Source organism: Thiorhodovibrio winogradskyi, from assembly GCF_036208045.1.
In the GTDB taxonomy this organism is placed as follows: domain Bacteria; phylum Pseudomonadota; class Gammaproteobacteria; order Chromatiales; family Chromatiaceae; genus Thiorhodovibrio; species Thiorhodovibrio winogradskyi.
In genome coordinates this window covers 1,874,675-1,894,968 of the sequence record NZ_CP121472.1, presented here as the reverse complement: position 1 = coordinate 1,894,968, position 20,294 = coordinate 1,874,675, and the positions used below count along the sequence as shown (strand labels likewise).

Below are 20,294 nucleotides of genomic sequence, written 5' to 3'. Positions count from 1 at the left end.
GAATAAATTCGACCATGAGTTCGAATCCGCGGAGAAGGCCCGACCGAACCCCCGCGGGTGATTCGGTCTTGTGTTTCGTCATGCTCAGGCGGCAACCGACTCACTGTCGAAGTTTAACGCCAGCTCGCCATCCTCACCCAGGCTCACCCGCACCCGCCCGCCGCCTGCGAGTTCGCCAAACAGCAACTCACTTGCCAACGGCTTTTTGATGTGGTTCTGGATTACCCGCGCCATGGGGCGCGCGCCCATCTGCTTGTCGTAGCCCTTCTCGGCAATCCACAGTCGCGCATCCTCATCGACCACCAGATCGACCTTCTTCTCAAGCAACTGCTGCTCAAGCTCGAAGATAAACTTATTCACCACATTGGCGACCGTCTCGGGCTCGAGATGCGCGAACTGCACCACGGCATCGAGCCGATTGCGGAACTCTGGCGAGAAGAAGCGTTTCAACGCCTCCATGCCGTCCGAGGAGTGATCCTGCTCGCTAAAGCCGATGGAGCGCCGGCTGGTTGCCTCGGCCCCAGCATTGGTGGTCATCACCAGCACGACATTGCGAAAATCCGCCTTGCGGCCATTGTTGTCCGTCAGGGTGCCATGATCCATCACCTGCAATAGCAGATTAAAGACATCCGGGTGGGCTTTTTCAATTTCATCGAGCAGCAGCACCGCATGCGGATGCTTGGTGACTTCCTCGGTCAGCAGGCCACCCTGATCGAAGCCGACATAGCCTGGAGGCGCGCCAATCAGGCGCGAGACGGTGTGGCGTTCCATGTACTCCGACATATCGAAGCGAATCAGCTCCATGCTGAGCACACGGGCGAGCTGGCGGGTCACTTCGGTCTTGCCGACGCCAGTCGGGCCGGTAAAGAGGAAGGAGCCAATGGGCTTCTCATCATTGCCTAGACCGGAGCGGTTCATGCGGATGGCCGAGGTCATCACATCGATGGCCTCATCCTGGCCGTAAACAACCATTTTCAAGTCGCGGTCGAGGTTACGCAGGGATTCCGTATCCGACAGACTGACTTTTCTCGGTGGAATACGGGCGATCTTGGCGACGATGCTCTCGATGTCGGTGACATCAATGCGCTTCTTTCGCTTGGCGGCCGGGCGCAGCTGTACATGAGCGCCGGCCTCGTCGATCACATCAATGGCTTTGTCGGGCAGATGGCGGTCATTGATAAATTTTGCTGACAGCTCGGCGGCGGCTCTCAGGGCGGTCTGGGTGTAATTGACCTGGTGATGGTCCTCGAACCTTGGCTTGAGCCCCTTAAGGATCTCAATCGTCTCCTCGACCGAGGGCTCGTTGATATCGATCTTCTGGAAGCGCCGCGCCAGGGCGCGGTCTTTTTCGAAAATGCCACGAAACTCCTGATAGGTGGTGGAACCGATGCACCGCAGATCACCCGAGGCGAGCATGGGCTTGATCAGGTTGGATGCATCCATCACGCCACCAGAGGCCGCCCCCGCGCCGATGACGGTATGGATCTCATCGATAAAGAGCACGGCGTCCGGCAGCTGCTTGAGCTCCGCCAGCACGGCTTTAAGGCGCTTCTCGAAGTCCCCGCGATACTTGGTGCCGGCCACCAAGGCACCGAGGTCCAGTGCATAAATGGTGGCATTGGCCAGCACCTCGGGCACTTCGCCATCGACCACCTTCTTGGCCAAGCCCTCGGCAATGGCGGTCTTGCCAACCCCGGCCTCGCCGACCAGCAGTGGGTTGTTCTTGCGCCGCCGACACAGAATTTGCACCGTGCGCTCCACCTCGAGCGCACGGCCTATGAGTGGATCAATGCGGCCTTGGCGCGCCAGTTCGTTGAGGTCGGTCGCGAAGCTGCGCAGCGGGCTGGCGGATTCCTTCTCGTCGCCGCGTCCGTCATCGCCCTCGGCCGCTGGCTCCTCGCTTTGATCCTCCCCTGGCACCTTGGAAATGCCGTGGGAAATAAAATTCACCACATCCAGGCGCGTGACATCCTGCTGATTGAGTAGAAACACGGCCTGGGAGTCCTGTTCGCTGAATAAGGCCACCAGCACATTGGCACCTGTCACCTCCTTCCGACCGGAGGACTGAACATGAAAGACCGCGCGCTGCAGCACCCGCTGAAAGCCCAGGGTTGGCTGGGTTTCGCGGCCATCGCGCGCGGATAGCAGCGGCGTGGTTTCCTCGATGAATAGATTGATCTCCTGGCGTAACTGTGAGGCATCGGCACCACAGGCGCGCAGCACCTTGGCCGCCGATGGATTATCGAGCAGACCAAGTAGCAGATGCTCCACGGTCATGTACTCGTGTCGCTTCTCGCGTGCCTGTCTGAAGGCGTTGTTCAGAGTGAGTTCGAGTTCTTTGCTTAACATCTGCTAGACCCGGGGCTTTGTTGCCGTTGAATTGGGAGCTTCAGCGAACTTTGAAACCTGACCGATAACCACTTGGAGAATCAGCGAAAGTCGCCACAGGGATTAGGCCTCTTCCATTGTACACATTAAAGGATGTTGATTGGCACGAGCATGCTCCTTGACCTGCGCCACTTTGGTCTCGGCGATGTCACGGGTGAAAACGCCACAGACACCAACCCCCCGCGTATGGACATGCAACATGATCTGCGTCGCTTTCTCGCGGCTCATGCCGAAAATGGCTTCAAGCACATACACGACGAATTCCATAGGGGTGAAGTCATCGTTGAGCAGCAGCACCTTGTAGCGCGGCGGCTGCTTCAACTTCGGTTTGGATTCCTGGACAGTCAGGCCGGCACCGTCGTGCGGATCCTCGCCCGAGTCCTGTTCCTTTGGGTGCCAGTCGCTCATACCAGTCATGATTGTCCCGCTTAACATCCTCTTTCAAGCATCCTCTCAGCTCTCATGCTCATGGCCCAGCCCCCAAGAAAACCCCGCAGCCATCGAGAAGAATACATCCGAAGGATTTCACACCAAGGCAGCTCAAGGTAGCGAAAGAGACGCGAGTTCTGGGACTAGCATAGCAGACCAGCAATCCGCCCTGCTCATGGCCAGTTATGGCAAATCACCGGTGCCATTGTGGATGTTGGGTTAAGAGAGAGAAAATACAGCCCCCGGTGCCTCACGTCCAGCACCCGCGACCCGCAGCGAAGCTTTGTTGATCGGCTAGGTTCGAAGATCCTGCCGATTCGCACCTTGGTACGGTTTGAACTCGAAAATCAACCCACTATACTAAGGGCGCGAAATGCGCCAAACCCTACAGACGCGCCAAGGGCAAGCAACCCATGGATGCGCTGGAAATCAGGGACACCGATGCCGTGACGCATCAGATAATAATAAGCATTTCCACGAAAAGCCTAGAGCGTTCATACCTGAGCGCCGACACCAAAGGTGACAGAAGTCGTGGAGGACACAGAATGACCAAAGGCACTGTAAAGTGGTTCAACAACGCCAAGGGCTATGGCTTTGTGAAGCCAGAAGACCGCGATGAAGACGTTTTCGTACACTTTTCATCGATTAGCATGGAGGGCTACAAGACACTGAGGGAAGGGCAGCGCGTACAGTTTGAAATTAGCCAAGGTCCAAAAGGCTTGCATGCCGCACATGTGCAGCGCGATGCGCAACCCGATCTTTAGATGGCACCCCATCCCCGCACGCGACTCATTGAGGAGGGCACGACAATGAGGATAAGAAGCACAGAGGAGAGGAAGGGGGACGAAAGGGCAGAGGCATAGCCTGACACAGCAACTGCATGTCTTCGGTGATGCCGAATTCTAAACGCACTTTTTCAGCAATCAATGGACCAATCCCCTAAAAAGGGGGGACAGGGGCTCATGCCGGCATGCATGAGCCCGAGTTGTCCATTTACAGCTTCAGGCGGGCGCCTTCGGAGGAAAACTGGCGGATCAGACTGGCGGGGACAACCAATGACCGCAATGGGGATCAGGCATCCATATTGGCGATCACTGCATCGCCAAAGGCGGAGCAGCTTAACTTGGTCGCTCCAGTCATCAACCGCTCAAGATCATAAGTGACTGTCTTTGCCTGAATAGACCCCTCAATCCCGCGGATGACATGATCGGCCGCTTCGCTCCAGCCGAGATGGCGCAGCAGCATCTCGCCCGAAAGCAAGAGTGAGCTTGGGTTGACTTGATCCTTGCCCGCGTACTTGGGGGCCGTGCCGTGTGTTGCCTCGAACATGGCAACTTGATCGGACAAATTGGCTCCAGGGGCCATGCCAATACCGCCAACCTGGGCTGCCAGCGCGTCGGAAATATAGTCCCCATTCAGATTCAGGGTGGCAATCACGTCATATTCCTTGGGTCGCAGCAAAATCTGCTGCAGGAAGGCATCCGCGATCACGTCCTTAATGACAATCTCCGCACCCGTCTCTGGATGCTTAAAGCCACACCAGGGACCACCATCGATTTCGGAGGCGCCAAATTCGCGTTTGGCAAGCTCGTAACCCCATGTCTTAAAGGCTCCTTCCGTGAACTTCATGATGTTGCCTTTATGGACCAGGGTGACCGATCGGCGGTGATTGTCGATTGCATATTGTATCGCCTTGCGCACCAAGCGCTCGGTACCCTCTTGGGACACCGGCTTAATACCAATGCCAGAGGTTTTTGGGAAGCGGATTTTGCGCACACCCAGCTCATCGCGCAAAAACCCAATCAAGCGATCAGCCTCGGCTGATCCCGCTTCCCATTCGATGCCCGCGTAGATATCCTCTGAATTCTCGCGGAAGATGACCATATCGGTCTGTTCTGGCTCGCGCAACGGGCTTGGAGTCCCGGCAAAGTAGCGCACCGGGCGCAAACAGACATACAAATCGAGTTCCTGGCGCAGGCTCACGTTCAGCGAGCGAATCCCGCCGCCAACGGGAGTGGTCAAGGGTCCTTTGATCGAGACCACAAAATCGCGCACTGCCGCGAGTGTTTCATCCGGAAGCCAGCAGTCAGGCCCATATTGGCGCGTCGCCTTTTCCCCGGCAAAGACCTCCATCCACACCAGCTTGCGCTTGCCACCATAAGCTTTGGCCACGGCCTCATCGAGAACGCGTCGCATCACAGGCGTAATATCAACGCCAATACCATCCCCTTCGATATAGGGGATAATGGGCTGATCCGGCACATTAAGCTTGCCGCTGGCATCAATAGTGATTTTTTGACCGTCCGCGGGCACCTGGATTTCTTGGTAATTCATAGTCTTCTCGCCATCAATAAACATGTTTGACTGCCTGGCCACAAGCTCTCTTCCCAAGACTCTATGTGAGCGATTATCGAGCAATTTTTTAGCAATTTGGTCTGAGCATCAGGCCGAGACTGAGGGGGTATCCTGAACCTTACCCAGTTCCCAGTGAATGGGATCCCCAACTGACAGACCGAGCAACTCATCCGCACGCCCCTGATTGACCGCCAGTTCTATCAAACCAAAGGCGTTGTGGTACCAGAAAGGCACACCCACGGGACAGTCACAAAAGGTCCGCGCTTGACAAAGCATCCGCCCCCCTGCCCGAATGCGGCCATCGTTTCCTCGCCGGTCCCCCCCGAGCCCTGTCATCAAGTTCCCGTACCGGTCGACATACAAAATCCGCTGACAATCCAGCGGGTCATGGTATCCAAGGATGTTCTTGGGTGGCACCGACTGGCAGGGTAGCTGAAGCCGACCAAGGGTCAAAGCAATTGCAATCGGCAAGAACAAATCGCGCCCGTGGAAGCTCTCGGAGCTTTGCTTAGGTCGCCAGTCAATCCTCCACAGTCTCAGAGCCGAATCCCCGCATCGACGCACGATTTGTACCAACAGGCCATTGTCAGGACCCACAAACCAGTTCGGCCCGCAGCGCACTGCAAGTGCGCCTCTCTCACCCCCAACTCCAGGATCGACAACACAAAGGTAGAGCGTCCCGGATGGCATGCCACGGGTCAGCCCTGGAAGTAAATAGGCGGCAAGATCCGGGCGAAAGGATGGCAAATCATCCAGTAAGTTAACCACCGGCAAACCCGGCGCCAAGACCCCGGCCAAGAGCATGAGCTGCCCGATGTAGGGGCCAGAGCCAAAGTCTGTCAACAGTGCGATCCGCTTGGGCGGAGGACACCCCAGCTGATCGAGCGCGACGGAAGACCGCTCCCAAACATTATCCATCATGGCCAGACACCCACGGCCAGACTCTTGGGCCAGATCCAACAAAAAAAGCCGGGTTGGAGTTGCCCGGCTTTCGCGCCCCTAACGTAAGCGTCGACATTTGTTCTGTGGCTTGCAGAAATGCAAAACACTAAAACGGCTAGCCTGTGTCACTGATGTCACATCCCTGAAGACGTCTCAACGCATCAAAATCTTTTCAGGCCGCGTTTCTAGGTCTTCTCAGGCTGCTTCAGCTTCGATCCCTTGAGCATCTTCATCCGCTAGCGGCCGGTCGACCAACTCCACATAGGCCATGGGTGCGGCGTCGCCTGCCCGATAGCCGCACTTGATGATACGTAGATACCCGCCGGGGCGGCTCTCGTAACGGGGACCAAGCTCCAAAAACAGCTTGGCAACCATTTCCTTGTCCCGAAGGCGAGAAAAGACAAGCCGCCGGGCCTGAACCGAATCTGCCTTGGCCAAGGTAATCAAAGGCTCGGCGACGCTCCGCAGCTCCTTCGCCTTTGGCACTGTAGTTTTTATCAACTCATGACGGAACAGCGAGCTAGCCATGTTGCGAAACATGGCTCGGCGATGGGCGCTGGTCCGATTGAGTTTTCTTCCTGATTTGCGGTGACGCATGGTCCAAACCTCAACGACTCGCTTTACTTAACCATTAATTCTTCAACATTGTCCGGCGGCCAGCGCTCTAGGCGCATGCCAAGCGACAATCCCCGGGTAGCCAGTACATCCTTGATTTCGGTCAGGGACTTCTTGCCAAGGTTGGGTGTCTTCAACAGCTCGACCTCAGTGCGCTGAATCAGATCACCAATTAAATAAATATTTTCCGCTTTCAGGCAGTTTGCCGAACGAACCGTGAGTTCGAGTTCATCAACCGGGCGCACCAGCATTGGATCAATGCCAACCTCGTCCGCAACCTCTAAATCGCTTTCATCACTGACACCTGAATCTTCAAGCTCAACAAAAAACGAGAGTTGATCACGCAGAATCAGCGCTGCACGCTCAATCGCCTCTTTTGGCTCGATGGTGCCATTGGTCTCTATGTCGATCACGAGCCGATCAAGATCGGTACGCTGCTCAACGCGTGCGGACTGGACATCTATCGCAACCCGCACAACGGGACTGAAAGATGCGTCAAGTGGTAATTTCCCGATGGGCCGATCCTCACCCCCTTCGATCTCGCGGACACTGGCGGGTTCATAACCTCGCCCCCGACGCACGGTGAGCGTCATACTGAGCTCGGTATCGTCGGTCAAATGAGCAATTTCAAGTTCGGGATTCGCCAACTCGGCAGTGTGATCAAGCGCGATATCCGCAGCAATCACCGCACCCGGTCCCTTTTTGCTCAGCGTGAAGGTCGCCTCGTCACGCCCCTGAAGCGACAACGCCAACTGCTTAAGATTAAGCAAAATTTCAAGAACATCCTCCTGCACACCCTCAATAGTCGAGTACTCGTGAAGAATGCCCTGAATCTCGACCTCGGTGACAGCATAGCCGTCCATGGATGAAAGCAGAATGCGCCGCAAGGCATTTCCGAGCGTATGACCAAAGCCACGCTCGAGCGGCTCAAGAGAAACTTTCGCTCGACGCCGGCTGCCATCTACCGCGTCGACGGTGACGATGCGCGGCTTTAGGAATCCACTGGCAACATCGGACATGAAATAGCCTCTTCGTCAGTGCGTTACTTTGAGTACAGCTCAACGATCAGGGATTCGTTGATATCTGCTGGTAAGTCCACGCGTTCCGGAACTCGCTTGAAAATCCCCTTCAGCCCCTTGGTATCGACCTCGACCCAATCTGGGAAGCCTGCTCCTTCAGCCAGGGCAACAGCACTCTGAACCCGAACCTGCTGTTTGGATTTCTGCCGAATCTCGACCTCGTCTTCAGCACCGACCTGAAAGGATGGGATATTGACCGTTTGCCCGTTCACGAGTACCGACTTATGGCTAACGAGTTGCCGGGCCTCCGCACGAGTAGCGCCAAAACCCATGCGATACACCACATTATCGAGACGACGCTCTAGAAGTTGCAGCAGATTCTCGCCAGTCGCACCCTTAAGGCTTGCGGCAGCCTTGTAATAGTTGCGGAACTGGCGCTCCATCACACCATAAATGCGGCGCACCTTTTGCTTCTCGCGCAACTGTACACCATAATCAGAAAGTCTCCGGCGACGATCCGCAGCCTGCCCGGGCATTTTTTCCAAATTACATTTTTGATCGAGCGGACGGGCGCGGCTCTTGAGACCGAGATCAGTTCCCTCACGACGTGCTAGCTTACAAGTTGGTCCAGTGTATCTTGCCATGTTGCTACCCTTCCTGCTCAGACACGCCGTTTCTTCGGGGGACGACAGCCATTGTGCGGAATCGGTGTGACATCGGTGATGCTGGTCACCTTGAATCCCGCGCTGTTCAGTGCGCGCACAGCCGACTCCCGCCCTGGCCCGGGTCCTTTCACGTTAACGTCCAAGTTCTTGATACCGAACTCCTTGGCCACCTGCCCGGCACGACTGGCAGCGACTTGAGCCGCGAACGGGGTGCTTTTGCGCGATCCGCGAAAGCCCGAGCCCCCCGATGTCGCCCAAGTCAGAGCATTCCCCTGACGGTCAGTGATTGTAATGATGGTGTTGTTGAAAGAGGCATGCACGTGGGCGACCCCATCGGCAACCTGCTTCTTGACTTTCTTTTTGGTGCGTACCTGCTTAGCCATTGGCGTGCAATACTCGCGATCATCCGAACTAAAAAATGAGACACTCTAACGGCCGGCAACCTGCGCGGCTGGGAGAACGCGGCCGTCTTGAGGCCAAACTGCTAGAGCGAGGAAAGGAATCCATTCTGATTGCGGAGCGGGTTGATTCTAAACCCGCCTGATTGATTACAGGACTAATCCTTAGCAGGTCCATGAACCGAGCCGGAATAACACCGAAACAGACCACTCCCACAAGATCATTCCCACACAGGCTGCCCCGACTAGCGCTTGATTGGTCGGCGTGGCCCTTTTCGCGTTCGCGCGTTGGTCCGAGTCCGCTGACCTCGCAACGGCAGACCACGCCGATGGCGAATGCCCCGATTACATCCGAGATCCATCAGACGCTTGATATTCATCGACACTTCACGTCGCAGATCACCTTCTACCGAGTATTTACCGACTTCCGTGCGAAGACGTTCAACCTCTTCCTCGGTGAGATTCTGAATCTTGGTTTGCTCGGAAACTTTCGCAGCCGCGCAGATCTTCGAAGACAGGGTCGGTCCAATACCATAAATCGAGCGTAACGCGATCACCGCGTGCTTGCGATCTGGGATGTTGACACCGGCAATACGGGCCATGGGCACTCAGCTCCTTAAAAACTCTTGCCGCGTTCTGCGCTTCGTGCACTTTGTGCACTGAATTTGCGGCATCAGCGATTCAAAACCATCGTTAGGCAAGTGGCTTATGCCGGGTCAATACAACCCAACTAAATTAGCCGACAGCAAACGAACCAGTATACCAAGATTTAGCATTAGGTCAATGCCAACCAAGACATTAAACAGCTGTCATCCCTGCCTCTGCTTGTGACGGGGATCCTTGCAGATGACGCGGACGGTCCCGTTGCGCTTAATCATCTTGCAATGGCGGCAAATCTTTTTAACCGAAGCACGCACTTTCATTGTCGCCTCCAATCATTTGGCTTTGTAGGGATCCCGAGCAGATCATTCACATGCGGCGCAACCTAGTGCGACAACAATGAACGCCAACAGAATCACCCTCTAAAATAACTCGAAGTAAAGCGACTCATCGATCTAAAACGATGGGCGCACTTGTTTTTGCCCTCAACTTGGTGGACGTCTATCCCCTACTGCGCTAACGCATGAGCCCGCCACCTGGGGCTTTGAGATTGGCCTTTTTCATCAGGCCCTCGTACTGGTGTGATACCAAGTGCGCTTGCACTTGGGCCATGAAGTCCATCACGACCACCACAACAATCAGCAGCGATGTCCCCCCGAAGTAAAAGGGAACATTCCAGCCGACGATGAGAAATTCAGGCAGCAAACAGACGGCAGTGATGTAGAGAGCGCCAGCGGCCGTCAGTCGCGTCATCACGGTATCGATATACCGGGCTGTTTGCTCTCCCGGTCGAATACCTGGGATGAAGGCGCCTGAACGTTTCAGATTATCTGCTGTATCCTTGGCATTGAATACCAACGCCGTGTAGAAAAAGCAGAAGAAAATAATGGCCGCCGCATACGCCAGCACATAGAGTGGCTCACCAGGAGAAAGCTTGCTGGTAAAGTCAGCAAGCCAGCGCAGATCTTCTGATTGACCAAACCACTGGCCTAGTGTTCCGGGAAATAAAATAATGCTGGACGCGAATATCGGCGGAATGACACCGGCCATGTTCAATTTCAGCGGTAAATGAGTACTCTGTGCCGCCATCATCTTGCGACCCTGCTGGCGCCGCGCGTAATTGACCGTGATGCGTCTTTGCCCTCGTTCTACAAAAACAACGAAGGCCGTGACGACCAGCGCCAAGGTAAACAGCGCCAAGACGGCCAAGGCATTCATCTCGCCTGTTCGAACAAGCTCCAGGGTTCCACCAACAGCGGACGGAAGTCCAGCGACGATACCGGCAAAAATGATCAGGGAAATTCCGTTGCCGATGCCGCGCTCGGTGATCTGCTCTCCAAGCCACATCAAAAACATGGTCCCGGTCACAAGCGAAACGGCCGCGGTAAAGACGAAGCCGAAGCCTTGGGTTACAACAATTGCCGAACCACCTGCAGTTTGCCCCTGCAGTGCCATCGAAATCCCGATCGCCTGAAAACTCGCCAAGACTACAGTACCGTAACGGGTGTACTGTGTGATTTTGCGCCGACCAGCCTCCCCTTCTTTCTTAAGTTGCTCAAGTTGAGGAATGACCGCCGACATCAATTGCATAATAATGCTTGCCGAGATGTAAGGCATGATCCCAAGCGCCAAAATACTTGCCCGCTCCAAAGCCCCCCCCGAGAACATATTGAACATGTCCAGAATGGAGCCTTGGTTTTGATCAAACAGCACTGCTAGCGCCTCGGGATTGACGCCTGGCACCGGAATGAATGTCCCGATGCGGTAGACAAGCAGCGCACCTAGCACGAACAGCAAGCGCTGGCGCAGTTCGGTAAGCCGCCCCATCCCGCCGAAATTCTGCATTACTGATCCGCTACTACGCGCCATATGATCCTTGCTCGCTCTGATAAAGAGTGCATTAGTCCTCGACCGAGCCGCCGGCTACCTCAATCGCAGCACGCGCACCCTTGGTCACTGCCAAGCCTTTTAAATGCACGGGTTTAGATAACTCACCCGAGAGGACGACCTTGACCTGCTGAACGATCCGATTAACGAGCCCGGCCTCACGCAAGGCAGCAAGATCGATTGGATCGCGGCTCACGCCATTCAACTCGCTGGTGCGAATCTCATCGGTTTTCCGACTTTTGCGCGCACGAAAACCAACTTTGGGCAGTCGCCGTTGCAACGGCATCTGGCCACCCTCGAAGCCGAGCTTATGAAAACCGCCCGCGCGGGACTTTTGGCCCTTATGACCACGTCCACAGGTCTTACCCAGACCACTGCCAATACCGCGCCCAACCCGCTTTGCCTTGACTCTGCGCGTTGGATGTAAGTCATTGAGATACATTCGATTAAACCTCAACCAGTTCGACCATGTAGGCCACTTGGTTCAGCATGCCACGGGTGGCGGGCGTATCCTCGACTTCGACCACCTGATGCATGCGTCGTATTCCTAACCCACGCACGCAAGCTTGGTGTCGCTTTAAACGCCCATGGATGCTGCGCACGAGTCTGACTTTCATTGTCTTTTTGACCATGGCTTACCCCAGGATCTCCTCGACCGTCTTGCCACGCTTGGCTGCAACCGACTCTGCGTCGGTCATATTCTTGAGGCCCTTGATGGTCGCCTGCACGACATTAACCGGGTTATTGCTGCCAATACACTTGGCAAGAACGTTTTGCACCCCAAGCACCTCAAACACTGCGCGCATCGCGCCACCGGCGATGATACCGGTACCCTCGGACGCCGGTTGCATAAACACATGAGCAGCGCCATGGTGGCCAAGCATGGGGTATTGCAGCGTGCTTCCCTTCAGCTTGATCTCGACCATGTTCTTGCGCGCTGACTCCATCGCTTTTTGGATCGCCACCGGCACTTCTCTTGCCTTGCCGGTCCCATAGCCAATGCGCCCTTTGCCGTCGCCGACCACTGTCAGTGCCCCGAAGCCGAACACCCGACCCCCTTTCACGACCTTTGCGACGCGGTTGACGGAGATGAGCTTTTCTAGAAGCTCGTCGCCTTCCGGCTTTTGGTTGTAGCTCGCCATCGGTAATTCCTAAAACCTGTTGATCAAAAACCCGTGCATGCCTGTGGCGTGCGAGAACCTAGAACCTCAGACCGCTTTCACGAGCGGCATCCGCCAGCGCCTTGACTCGACCGTGGTACTTAAAGCCTGAGCGGTCGAACGCGACCTGCTCAACACCGGCAGCCTTAGCTCTCTCTGCTATTAGTTGCCCGACTCGTGCGGCTGACTTGGCATTGCCTGAGTAAGCCTGCAAGTTTTCCCGCATGTCTTTCTCAAGCGTCGAGGCACTGGCGACCACCTTGTTTCCATCGGGAGCTATCACCTGCGCATACATGTGCCGGGGCGAGCGATGAACGCACAACCGATAGGCGCGCAGTTCGCGGATCTTTGCACGGGTACGCATTGCCCGGCGCAGACGTGACTGTTTCTTATCCATGTAATTCCCCAGCCCCTATTTCTTCTTCGCTTCTTTGCGCAGCACATCCTCATCAGCATAGCGCACACCTTTCCCCTTGTAGGGCTCGGGCGGACGATAACGACGAATTTTTGCCGCAACCTGGCCCACCTGCTGCTTGTCCGCACCACGTACGATGATTTCTGTCGGGGACGGCGTTTCGATCTCAATGCCTTCAGGCACGGGATAATCGATAGGGTGAGAAAATCCCAGCGCTAGATTTAAAATCTTACCTTTCGCTTGGGCACGATAGCCGACGCCAACCAGCGCCAAGCGCCTCTCAAAACCAGAACTGACACCGACCACCATGTTATTGATCAACGCCCTGGTGGTCCCGGCCAATGCCCAGGCTTTTTTATCTTCCGATACCGGAGCAGTGCGAATCTGACCTTCAGCCATTTCAACACTCACGAGGGGATGGACATCCCAGCATAGGGTGCCCTTACTGCCCTTGACGGTAACAGCTTGCCCGTTAATGGAGATATTAACGCCGCTTGGCACCGTCACGGGCCACTTTGCAATACGAGACATCTAACTGATCCTCTTGGCTACTGTCTTTTTGACCCGCGCGATTAGGCGACCAGCGCCAAGACTTCGCCGCCATGACCGGCTTTACGCGCGGCTCGATCAGTCATCAGACCCTTGGAGGTGGAGATGATCGCGATGCCAAGCCCGTTGCGAACCCGCGGCAAATCGTCTTTGCCACGATAGATACGCAACCCCGGACGGGACACTCGTTTAATAAGCTCAATCACGGGCTTGCCGCGGAAGTATTTAAGCTTGATTTCAAGCTCACGATGCGCGCCCTCACCCGCCACTGAGTGCTGGTTGATGTAGCCTTCCTCTTCGAGCAAAGAGGCGATGGCGACGCGTTGTTTGGACGCCGGCATGGTGATGGTTACCTTACCGCGCATCTGGCCATTGCGTATACGCGTTAGCATATCCGCGATTGGATCAGACATACTCATGAAGAACTCCCAGGGTCAGGCCGCCTACCTTGTATTATCAGTCACAAAAGGAGCAAGGTTGCGCGATACCCGCTAAAAGCCCGCTTGCGCGGACGCGAATGAATTATGTAATGGCCTGCAGGTCATTTGGCTTAGGTATTTTGTTGGGGTATCTTGTTGGGGTAGTTTGTTGGCGCAATTATGCGCCACATCCACTCTGGAATATCTGCGTCGACTCAATAGCCCGATACAGACTACCTGAATCTACCAACTTGCCTTGACGACTCCAGGAACATCGCCCCGCATAACAGCCTCACGGAGTTTATTTCGCCCGAGGCCAAATTTACGATAAACCGAGTGCGGTCTGCCGGTAATGCGGCAACGCCGCTGCTGACGTGTCGGGCTTGCATCGCGCGGCAACTTCTGCAACGCCAAGAGAGCAGCATCGACTTGCTCTGGGTCGGCGCTACGATCATTGATGACCGCCTTCAGCGTAGCACGCTTAGCTGCGTACCTTTTGGCGGTAAGCGTGCGCTTTCGGTCACGCTCGATCATGCTTGTTTTCGCCATGATGTTACTCTAGGTTCGGAACGGAAATTTAAAGGCTTCCAATAGCGCGCGTCCTTCCTCGTCGGTCTTCGCCGAGGTCGTAATCACGATATCGAGGCCGCGCAAAGAGTCGATCTTGTCGTAATCAATTTCTGGAAAAATAATCTGCTCACGCACGCCAAGCGAGTAATTTCCTCTGCCATCAAAAGCTTTAGGGCTCAGACCACGAAAATCCCGAATACGCGGTATGGATACGTTGATCAGACGATCAAGAAATTCATACATACGCTCGCGACGGAGCGTCACTTTACAGCCAACGGGCCAACCTTCGCGAATCTTGAACCCAGCCACGGAAACACGCGCCTTGGTGACCACAGGCTTTTGGGCGGCAATGCGCGTCATATCAGACACTGCAAAGTCCATGACTTTTTTATCAGCGACAGCCTCACCGACACCCATGTTCAGAGTGATCTTTTCGATTCTTGGCACTTGCATTACGCTTTTATAGTTAAAGCGTTTTTGCAAGTCGCCCACCAGTTGCTCTCTGTAGAGTTGTTGTAACCTAGCCATTTTGCAAAACCTGTTCCGATATCACTCTCAGGCATGGACCCCAAAGATCATTGCTAAACATCGACAACTTCGCCGTCGGATTTAAATATCCGAACTTTGCGGCCATCATCAAGCAACTTGAAGCCAATACGGTCGGCGCGTCCCTTAACGGGATTAAACAGCCCAACATTCGACACATGCAATGGCATCTCCTTGTCGACAATGCCGCCCTCGATTCCTCGTTGCGGATTTCCACGCTGGTGTTTCTTCGCCATGTTGATGTTTTCAACAATCACATGACTGGCATCAGGCACGCCAAGGACAGTCCCTCGCTTGCCCCGGTCTTTGCCGGTCAGGACGATGACATCGTCTCCTGTCTTGATCTTTCGCATATCTCGTTTCCAAATCGCTAATGCTGCCGCCGTGGAAGCAGTTGCTCTAATCTAAGCACCGACCCCTGGGTGCCGACCAACACCGGCCACATGAGCCATTTAGCTCTGGGCGGGCTGACGCAATGAATGGCCGATTAAACCACTTCAGGCGCAAGTGAAATTATTTTCATGAAACGATCACCGCGCAACTCCCGCGTCACAGGGCCGAAAATTCGGGTGCCAATCGGCTGAAGCTGATTGTTGAGCAACACTGCCGCATTCCCATCGAAACGGATCAGTGAGCCGTCTCCGCGACGAACACCTTTACGGGTTCGAACCACCACTGCATTGAAAACGTCACCTTTCTTCACTTTTCCGCGCGGAATGGCATCTTTCACTGTCACTTTAATGACATCGCCGATCCCAGCATAACGACGATGCGAACCGCCGAGCACTTTGATGCACTGCACCTCACGTGCACCGCTGTTGTCAGCAACGCTTAGCCGAGTTTGCATCTGGATCATGTTATTAGTTCCTACCGAATATTTGTGCTCGATCTTATGTCACTGGATCGGGTGGCTGATCGAATCAATGCCAGTCTAGAAGTCAGGTTGTTAAGAGCACCGCCCGCATGACCGACACGACCGTGAAAATTAGCGCGCCCGCTCGACGATTTCGACCAGGCGCCAGTTCTTGGTTTTTGATAGCGGGCGACACAATTCAACCCGTACCCAGTCCCCCACTTGACATTGGTTTTCCTCGTCATGCGCATGAAGCTTGGTCGAGCGCCGAAGGAATTTGCCATAGATCGGATGTTTGACACGTCTCTCCACCACTAGTGTGATGGTTTTTTGCATTGCGGTGCTTAAAACGCGGCCAGTTAGGGTACGATTTGTAGCCGTCTGTTGTTTGCTTGGCTGGGTGATGGTCTCGTCGCTCATTTGGAAGATCCTGCTGCCACTGATCCGCTACCGCTTGCACTTTTAGCGATTCGCACCGATGCTGGCTTCGCCGTGATTTCAGTCATAACGGTTTTCACGCGCGCAATGTCGCGCCGTACTTCCCGCATCCGTGATGGCCGCGCCAACTGACCCGAGCCTTGTTGCATGCGCAGGTTAAACTCTTCCTTACGCAGGTCGAGCAATTGCCGTTGCAAATCATCGGCTGATTGATTTCGCAGTTCGTTCGCCTTCATCACTAAAGTACCGTCCGCTTTTCAAAACGAGTCTGAACCGGGAGTTTTGCCGCGGCAAGTTGAAAGGCTTCGCGTGCTAACTCCTCGGGCACACCTTCAATTTCGTAGAGCATGCGTCCCGGCTGGATCAGTGCTACCCAGTATTCGACGTTACCCTTTCCTTTACCCATACGCACTTCGAGGGGCTTTTTAGAGATGGGCTTGTCGGGAAAGACGCGAATCCAGAGCTTCCCTCCACGCTTGACACGCCGAGTAATAGCACGCCGCGCGGACTCAATTTGACGTGCGGTCAGTCGGCCTCGCCCGACAGCCTTCAACCCAAAGTCGCCGAAGCTGACCTGATTGCCGCTCTGTGCCAATCCACGATTGCGGCCCTTGTGTTGTTTTCTAAATTTGGTCCGTTTCGGTTGCAACATGGCTCAGCCCTTCTTCGCCCGCGAGCGCTTTTCTTGTTGTGGCTCCTCGCTACGGTCACCAAAAACCTCACCCCGGAAGATCCAGGTCTTAACGCCCAGAATACCGTAAGTGGTAGTAGCTTCCGCGAAGCCGTAATCGATATCAGCTCTTAGCGTATGCAAAGGCACACGCCCTTCACGATACCACTCAGAGCGAGCAATTTCCGCGCCGTTAAGTCGCCCAGCAATGTTGACTCGAATCCCCTCGGCGCCAACACGCATGGAATTTTGCACAGCGCGTTTCATCGCGCGGCGAAACATGATGCGCCTCTCTAGTTGCTGGGCGATACCCTCGGCTACCAGCTGAGCATCCAATTCGGGCTTGCGAATTTCCTCAATGCTGATATGCACAGGAATTCCCATCATTCCCGCGACCGCGGCACGCAGCTTGTCGATATCTTCACCCTTCTTGCCGATAACGACGCCAGGCCGGGCGGTATGCACGGTGATGTGAGCGTTTTTGGCAGGGCGATCAATCTGAATACGACTGACTGATGCATTGGCTAAGCGTTGTTTAAGATACGCCCGCACTTCAAGATCTTTATTCAACAGCTCGGGATAATCCTTGGAGCTGGCATACCATTTGGAAGTCCAATCCTTGACAATGCCAAGGCGGATTCCAATCGGATGTACTTTTTGTCCCATGTTTGGCCTCTGTTAGACCGACGCTGATAAGCTTACTGTCGGCGGCTTAAAATGGCAGACGATGCGTTAGGCCGAACGCTCGGCCACCGTCACCTTAATATGGCTGGTTCGCTTTAAAATACGCGACGCGCGACCCTTGGCCCGCGCGCGGATGCGCTTCATGGTCGGTCCTTCATTGACCTGAATAGATGCAACCCGCAGTTCGTCGATGTCAGCGCCCGCGTTATTTTCGGCATTCGCAATCGCTGATTCGAGCAACTTTTTTATCATATCCGAGCCCTTCTTGGTGCTGAACGCCAAATCATTGAGCGCGGTCTCAACGTGCTGACCCCGGATCTGATCAGCCACCAGACGGGCTTTTTGCGCCGATATTCGGGCATATTTTAATGTCGCTTCAGCTTGCATCTTGGGTTGGACTCGATAGTGGTTGGCTGATTAATTGATAAACCTGGTTTAATTGGCCGCCGCACAGTAGAGTGGGCAACCAGAACGGGCTGTTTTAACGTTTTTTCGCTTTTCGATCCGCGGCATGCCCGCGGAAGGTGCGCGTCAGCGCAAACTCACCCAGCTTATGACCAATCATGTTCTCATTGATCAAAACTGGCACATGTTGCTTGCCGTTATAGATGGCGATTGTCAGACCGACCATCTCTGGCAAGACCATCGACCGCCGAGACCAGGTTTTGATCGGGCGCTTGTTGTTTTGCGCGACCGCCGTCTCAACTTTTTTCGCGAGATGATGGTCAACAAAAGGGCCTTTTCGTACTGAACGTGGCACTATTTAGTATCCTCGTGTTCCATAATCGCTGTTAGGCGCTCACTGATGCGTGCGCGGATCTTTACTGACACCCGAGTGATGCCTTATTTCTGGCGTCGGCGGCGCAGGATCATGCCGTCCGTACGCTTGTTTCGCCGGGTCTTGTGTCCCTTGGTCGGCACACCCCAAGGCGAAACCGGATGGCGCCCACCTGACGTACGCCCTTCACCACCGCCATGCGGATGATCGACCGGGTTCATGACAACGCCTCGAACGGTTGGGCGAACCCCTCTCCAACGTGTCGCCCCCGCCTTACCTAGCTTGCGCAGACTATGCTCACCATTACCGACACAGCCAATGACAGCACGACAGTCTGAGTGAACACGTCGCATCTCCCCGGAACGTAGGCGCAAGGTTGCATAACTGCCTTCTCGCGCCACCAGTTGCACTCCCGCACCAGCAGCACGCGCAAGTTGTGCACCTTTGCCTGGGCGCAACTCAATACAATGCACCTCGGTACCAACCGGCATGTTGCGTAGCGGCATGCAGTTACCAACGCTAATTGGCGCTGTTTCTGCAGAAATGACTGTGTCGCCAGACTTAAGGCCTTTCGGCGCAATCATGTAGGCCCAGTCACCATCAGCGTATTTCAATAATGCCAGATGTGCACTGCGATTGGGATCGTATTCGAGTCGTTCCACTATAGCCGGCACGTCGAGTTTACGGCGTTTGAAATCAACTACCCGGTAGCGCTGCTTGTGACCACCTCCACGATGGCGAACAGAAATGCGTCCTTTGTTGTTTCGCCCACCTGACTTGGTCTTTTTCTCAAGCAAGGGACCGAAAGGATCGCCCTTGTGCAAGCCGGCAGGAACGACCTTGACGACAAAGCGCCGACCTGCCGATGTTGGATTGGTTTTTTCGATTGCCATTATCAGATTCCCGCGATCCTTGTCAGCCCGTTACGACTTGGACGGTTTAGTTGGCCGAAACCGTGGCTACCGAGCTTATATCTTGAAGCGGAAGCCAGGTCTGCTAAATCAATTAGGCGCCACCACCGAAGTTGATTTCCTGGCCTGCTTGCAAACGCACATAGGCTTTGCGCCAATCAACTCGCCGACCTTCCCGACGCCCAAAGCGCTTACGTTTGCCGTTGACGTTTAATACTTGGACGCCATCGACATTGACCTCGAACATCAACTCCACCGCACGTCCAATTTCCTTTTTTGTCGCGTCTGGGAGCACTTTGAAGGCGTATTGGTTTGCCAAATCCGCGGAACGTGTAGACTTTTCGGAAATAATCGGTGCAAGCAACACACGATGCAGTCGTTCCTGATTCATTGCAGTCGCCCCTCCAACTGGCGCACGGCAGCTTCGCTGATGACCACCCGCGAGAAAGCGACCAGGCTAACCGGATCAACTTCTGCCGTGGTCATGACATCCACCTGATGAAGGTTGCGCGATGCAAGAAAAAGTGCTTCATCAAAGCCCTCCACAATGATCAGAACATCGCTAAGGCCAAAGTCATTGAGTCGGGCAATCATTGCCTTGGTCTTGGGCTCTGAAAGTTTGAAATCCGGAACCACTGTCATGCGACCCTGACGCGCGAGCTCGGAGAGAATCGAACAAACCGCGCCACGGTACATTTTTCGATTCACTTTTTGCTCAAAATTGCGCGGCCTTGCGGGGAAAGTCACTCCACCTCCGCGCCACAATGGGCCACGTGTGGTTCCAGCGCGCGCGCGACCGGTTCCTTTTTGCCGATAAGGTTTTGACCCGCCGCCACTGACTTGGGCGCGATTTTTCTGCGCCTTGGTGCCCTGACGGCGGCCAGCCATATAGGCAGTCACGACCTGGTGCACTAAATCTGGCTTGTAATCAGCACCAAAAACTTTGTCCGATACTTCGAGCACCCCGGTGCTGTCGCTGCCTGTGCGAGTGACAAGTTCCATA

The 20,294-nt window shown here is 54.9% G+C and carries 30 protein-coding genes and 1 pseudogene; 1 reads left to right on the top strand and 30 read right to left on the bottom strand.

The annotated features are described in order from the left end of the window. Positions 1 to 84: 84 nt before the first annotated feature. Both clpA and clpS read right to left on the bottom strand, forming a co-directional pair. Positions 85 to 2,349 carry an ATP-dependent Clp protease ATP-binding subunit ClpA gene (clpA, locus tag Thiowin_RS08465; RefSeq protein WP_328987294.1) on the bottom strand — a complete coding sequence of 755 codons (2,265 nt, stop codon included), beginning with the start codon at positions 2,347 to 2,349 and terminating at the stop codon, positions 85 to 87. Between the two features lie 102 nt (positions 2,350 to 2,451). Next, positions 2,452 to 2,796: an ATP-dependent Clp protease adapter ClpS gene (gene clpS / locus Thiowin_RS08460; RefSeq protein WP_328987293.1), complete on the bottom strand. Its 345-nt coding sequence runs from the start codon at positions 2,794 to 2,796 to the stop codon at positions 2,452 to 2,454. Between the two features lie 566 nt (positions 2,797 to 3,362). Here clpS and Thiowin_RS08455 point away from each other — a divergent pair. After that, positions 3,363 to 3,581: a cold-shock protein gene (locus Thiowin_RS08455; protein ID WP_328988040.1), complete on the top strand. Its 219-nt coding sequence runs from the start codon at positions 3,363 to 3,365 to the stop codon at positions 3,579 to 3,581. Between the two features lie 307 nt (positions 3,582 to 3,888). Here Thiowin_RS08455 and icd read toward each other — a convergent pair whose 3' ends face one another. The 28 genes and pseudogenes from icd to rplD all read right to left on the bottom strand — a co-directional run bounded on the left by icd (position 3,889) and on the right by rplD (position 20,293). Further along, positions 3,889 to 5,151: an NADP-dependent isocitrate dehydrogenase gene (gene icd / locus Thiowin_RS08450; protein WP_328988039.1), complete on the bottom strand. Its 1,263-nt coding sequence runs from the start codon at positions 5,149 to 5,151 to the stop codon at positions 3,889 to 3,891. A 108-nt stretch (positions 5,152 to 5,259) separates the two neighbouring features. After that, complete coding sequence (locus tag Thiowin_RS08445; RefSeq protein ID WP_408034208.1) at positions 5,260 to 5,976, bottom strand: SAM hydrolase/SAM-dependent halogenase family protein; 717 nt, start codon at positions 5,974 to 5,976, stop codon at positions 5,260 to 5,262. Between the two features lie 333 nt (positions 5,977 to 6,309). Continuing rightward, the gene (rplQ, locus tag Thiowin_RS08440; RefSeq protein WP_328987292.1) at positions 6,310 to 6,711 is read right to left on the bottom strand and encodes a 50S ribosomal protein L17; all 402 of its coding nucleotides are present in this window, start codon (positions 6,709 to 6,711) and stop codon (positions 6,310 to 6,312) included. A gap of 23 nt (positions 6,712 to 6,734) precedes the next feature. Next, entirely contained in the window at positions 6,735 to 7,748 is a 1,014-nt protein-coding gene (locus Thiowin_RS08435) for a DNA-directed RNA polymerase subunit alpha (protein WP_328987291.1), read from the bottom strand. 23 nt (positions 7,749 to 7,771) lie between these two features. Further along, entirely contained in the window at positions 7,772 to 8,392 is a 621-nt protein-coding gene (gene rpsD / locus Thiowin_RS08430; RefSeq protein WP_328987290.1) for a 30S ribosomal protein S4, read from the bottom strand. 17 nt (positions 8,393 to 8,409) lie between these two features. Continuing rightward, positions 8,410 to 8,796: a 30S ribosomal protein S11 gene (gene rpsK, locus Thiowin_RS08425; protein ID WP_328987289.1), complete on the bottom strand. Its 387-nt coding sequence runs from the start codon at positions 8,794 to 8,796 to the stop codon at positions 8,410 to 8,412. 260 nt (positions 8,797 to 9,056) lie between these two features. After that, entirely contained in the window at positions 9,057 to 9,413 is a 357-nt protein-coding gene (gene rpsM / locus Thiowin_RS08420; protein WP_328987288.1) for a 30S ribosomal protein S13, read from the bottom strand. A 207-nt stretch (positions 9,414 to 9,620) separates the two neighbouring features. Further along, on the bottom strand, positions 9,621 to 9,734 hold the full coding sequence (gene rpmJ, locus Thiowin_RS08415; protein ID WP_200281783.1) for a 50S ribosomal protein L36: 114 nt from the start codon (positions 9,732 to 9,734) through the stop codon (positions 9,621 to 9,623). Between the two features lie 193 nt (positions 9,735 to 9,927). Continuing rightward, entirely contained in the window at positions 9,928 to 11,280 is a 1,353-nt protein-coding gene (gene secY / locus Thiowin_RS08410; RefSeq protein ID WP_328987287.1) for a preprotein translocase subunit SecY, read from the bottom strand. Between the two features lie 31 nt (positions 11,281 to 11,311). Beyond that, a complete protein-coding gene (gene rplO, locus Thiowin_RS08405; protein WP_328987286.1) occupies positions 11,312 to 11,740 on the bottom strand; it encodes a 50S ribosomal protein L15 in 429 nt (142 codons plus the stop codon). 4 nt (positions 11,741 to 11,744) lie between these two features. Then, positions 11,745 to 11,930: a 50S ribosomal protein L30 gene (rpmD, locus tag Thiowin_RS08400; RefSeq protein WP_328987285.1), complete on the bottom strand. Its 186-nt coding sequence runs from the start codon at positions 11,928 to 11,930 to the stop codon at positions 11,745 to 11,747. Positions 11,931 to 11,933: 3 nt separating this feature from the next. Continuing rightward, positions 11,934 to 12,440, bottom strand: a complete 507-nt coding sequence (rpsE, locus tag Thiowin_RS08395) for a 30S ribosomal protein S5 (RefSeq protein ID WP_328987284.1) — start codon at positions 12,438 to 12,440, stop codon at positions 11,934 to 11,936. 58 nt (positions 12,441 to 12,498) lie between these two features. Beyond that, entirely contained in the window at positions 12,499 to 12,855 is a 357-nt protein-coding gene (rplR, locus tag Thiowin_RS08390; protein ID WP_328987283.1) for a 50S ribosomal protein L18, read from the bottom strand. Between the two features lie 15 nt (positions 12,856 to 12,870). After that, complete coding sequence (gene rplF, locus Thiowin_RS08385; RefSeq protein ID WP_328987282.1) at positions 12,871 to 13,404, bottom strand: 50S ribosomal protein L6; 534 nt, start codon at positions 13,402 to 13,404, stop codon at positions 12,871 to 12,873. 41 nt (positions 13,405 to 13,445) lie between these two features. After that, positions 13,446 to 13,841, bottom strand: coding sequence for a 30S ribosomal protein S8 (rpsH, locus tag Thiowin_RS08380; protein WP_328987281.1), 396 nt, complete (start codon positions 13,839 to 13,841; stop codon positions 13,446 to 13,448). Positions 13,842 to 14,084: 243 nt separating this feature from the next. Next, positions 14,085 to 14,390, bottom strand: coding sequence for a 30S ribosomal protein S14 (gene rpsN / locus Thiowin_RS08375; RefSeq protein WP_328987280.1), 306 nt, complete (start codon positions 14,388 to 14,390; stop codon positions 14,085 to 14,087). A 9-nt stretch (positions 14,391 to 14,399) separates the two neighbouring features. Next, positions 14,400 to 14,939, bottom strand: a complete 540-nt coding sequence (gene rplE, locus Thiowin_RS08370; RefSeq protein ID WP_328987279.1) for a 50S ribosomal protein L5 — start codon at positions 14,937 to 14,939, stop codon at positions 14,400 to 14,402. 53 nt (positions 14,940 to 14,992) lie between these two features. Continuing rightward, on the bottom strand, positions 14,993 to 15,310 hold the full coding sequence (rplX, locus tag Thiowin_RS08365; RefSeq protein ID WP_328987278.1) for a 50S ribosomal protein L24: 318 nt from the start codon (positions 15,308 to 15,310) through the stop codon (positions 14,993 to 14,995). Between the two features lie 134 nt (positions 15,311 to 15,444). After that, on the bottom strand, positions 15,445 to 15,813 hold the full coding sequence (gene rplN / locus Thiowin_RS08360) for a 50S ribosomal protein L14 (RefSeq protein WP_201064640.1): 369 nt from the start codon (positions 15,811 to 15,813) through the stop codon (positions 15,445 to 15,447). Between the two features lie 129 nt (positions 15,814 to 15,942). Further along, complete coding sequence (gene rpsQ, locus Thiowin_RS08355; protein WP_328987277.1) at positions 15,943 to 16,230, bottom strand: 30S ribosomal protein S17; 288 nt, start codon at positions 16,228 to 16,230, stop codon at positions 15,943 to 15,945. 68 nt (positions 16,231 to 16,298) lie between these two features. Continuing rightward, positions 16,299 to 16,484, bottom strand: a pseudogene (gene rpmC / locus Thiowin_RS08350) (50S ribosomal protein L29); the annotation flags it as partial. A 2-nt stretch (positions 16,485 to 16,486) separates the two neighbouring features. Beyond that, on the bottom strand, positions 16,487 to 16,900 hold the full coding sequence (gene rplP, locus Thiowin_RS08345) for a 50S ribosomal protein L16 (RefSeq protein WP_328987276.1): 414 nt from the start codon (positions 16,898 to 16,900) through the stop codon (positions 16,487 to 16,489). A 3-nt stretch (positions 16,901 to 16,903) separates the two neighbouring features. Next, on the bottom strand, positions 16,904 to 17,584 hold the full coding sequence (gene rpsC / locus Thiowin_RS08340) for a 30S ribosomal protein S3 (protein WP_328987275.1): 681 nt from the start codon (positions 17,582 to 17,584) through the stop codon (positions 16,904 to 16,906). Between the two features lie 66 nt (positions 17,585 to 17,650). After that, positions 17,651 to 17,989 (bottom strand): 50S ribosomal protein L22, encoded by a 339-nt coding sequence (gene rplV, locus Thiowin_RS08335; RefSeq protein WP_328987274.1) that lies wholly within the window; start codon positions 17,987 to 17,989, stop codon positions 17,651 to 17,653. A gap of 94 nt (positions 17,990 to 18,083) precedes the next feature. Then, entirely contained in the window at positions 18,084 to 18,362 is a 279-nt protein-coding gene (gene rpsS / locus Thiowin_RS08330; RefSeq protein WP_328987273.1) for a 30S ribosomal protein S19, read from the bottom strand. Between the two features lie 83 nt (positions 18,363 to 18,445). Continuing rightward, a complete protein-coding gene (gene rplB, locus Thiowin_RS08325) occupies positions 18,446 to 19,273 on the bottom strand; it encodes a 50S ribosomal protein L2 (RefSeq protein WP_328987272.1) in 828 nt (275 codons plus the stop codon). A 112-nt stretch (positions 19,274 to 19,385) separates the two neighbouring features. Then, the gene (gene rplW / locus Thiowin_RS08320) at positions 19,386 to 19,682 is read right to left on the bottom strand and encodes a 50S ribosomal protein L23 (protein ID WP_328987271.1); all 297 of its coding nucleotides are present in this window, start codon (positions 19,680 to 19,682) and stop codon (positions 19,386 to 19,388) included. Beyond that, positions 19,679 to 20,293, bottom strand: coding sequence for a 50S ribosomal protein L4 (rplD, locus tag Thiowin_RS08315; RefSeq protein WP_328987270.1), 615 nt, complete (start codon positions 20,291 to 20,293; stop codon positions 19,679 to 19,681). Before rplD ends, rplW begins: the two co-directional genes overlap by 4 nt. Position 20,294 lies beyond the last annotated feature (1 nt).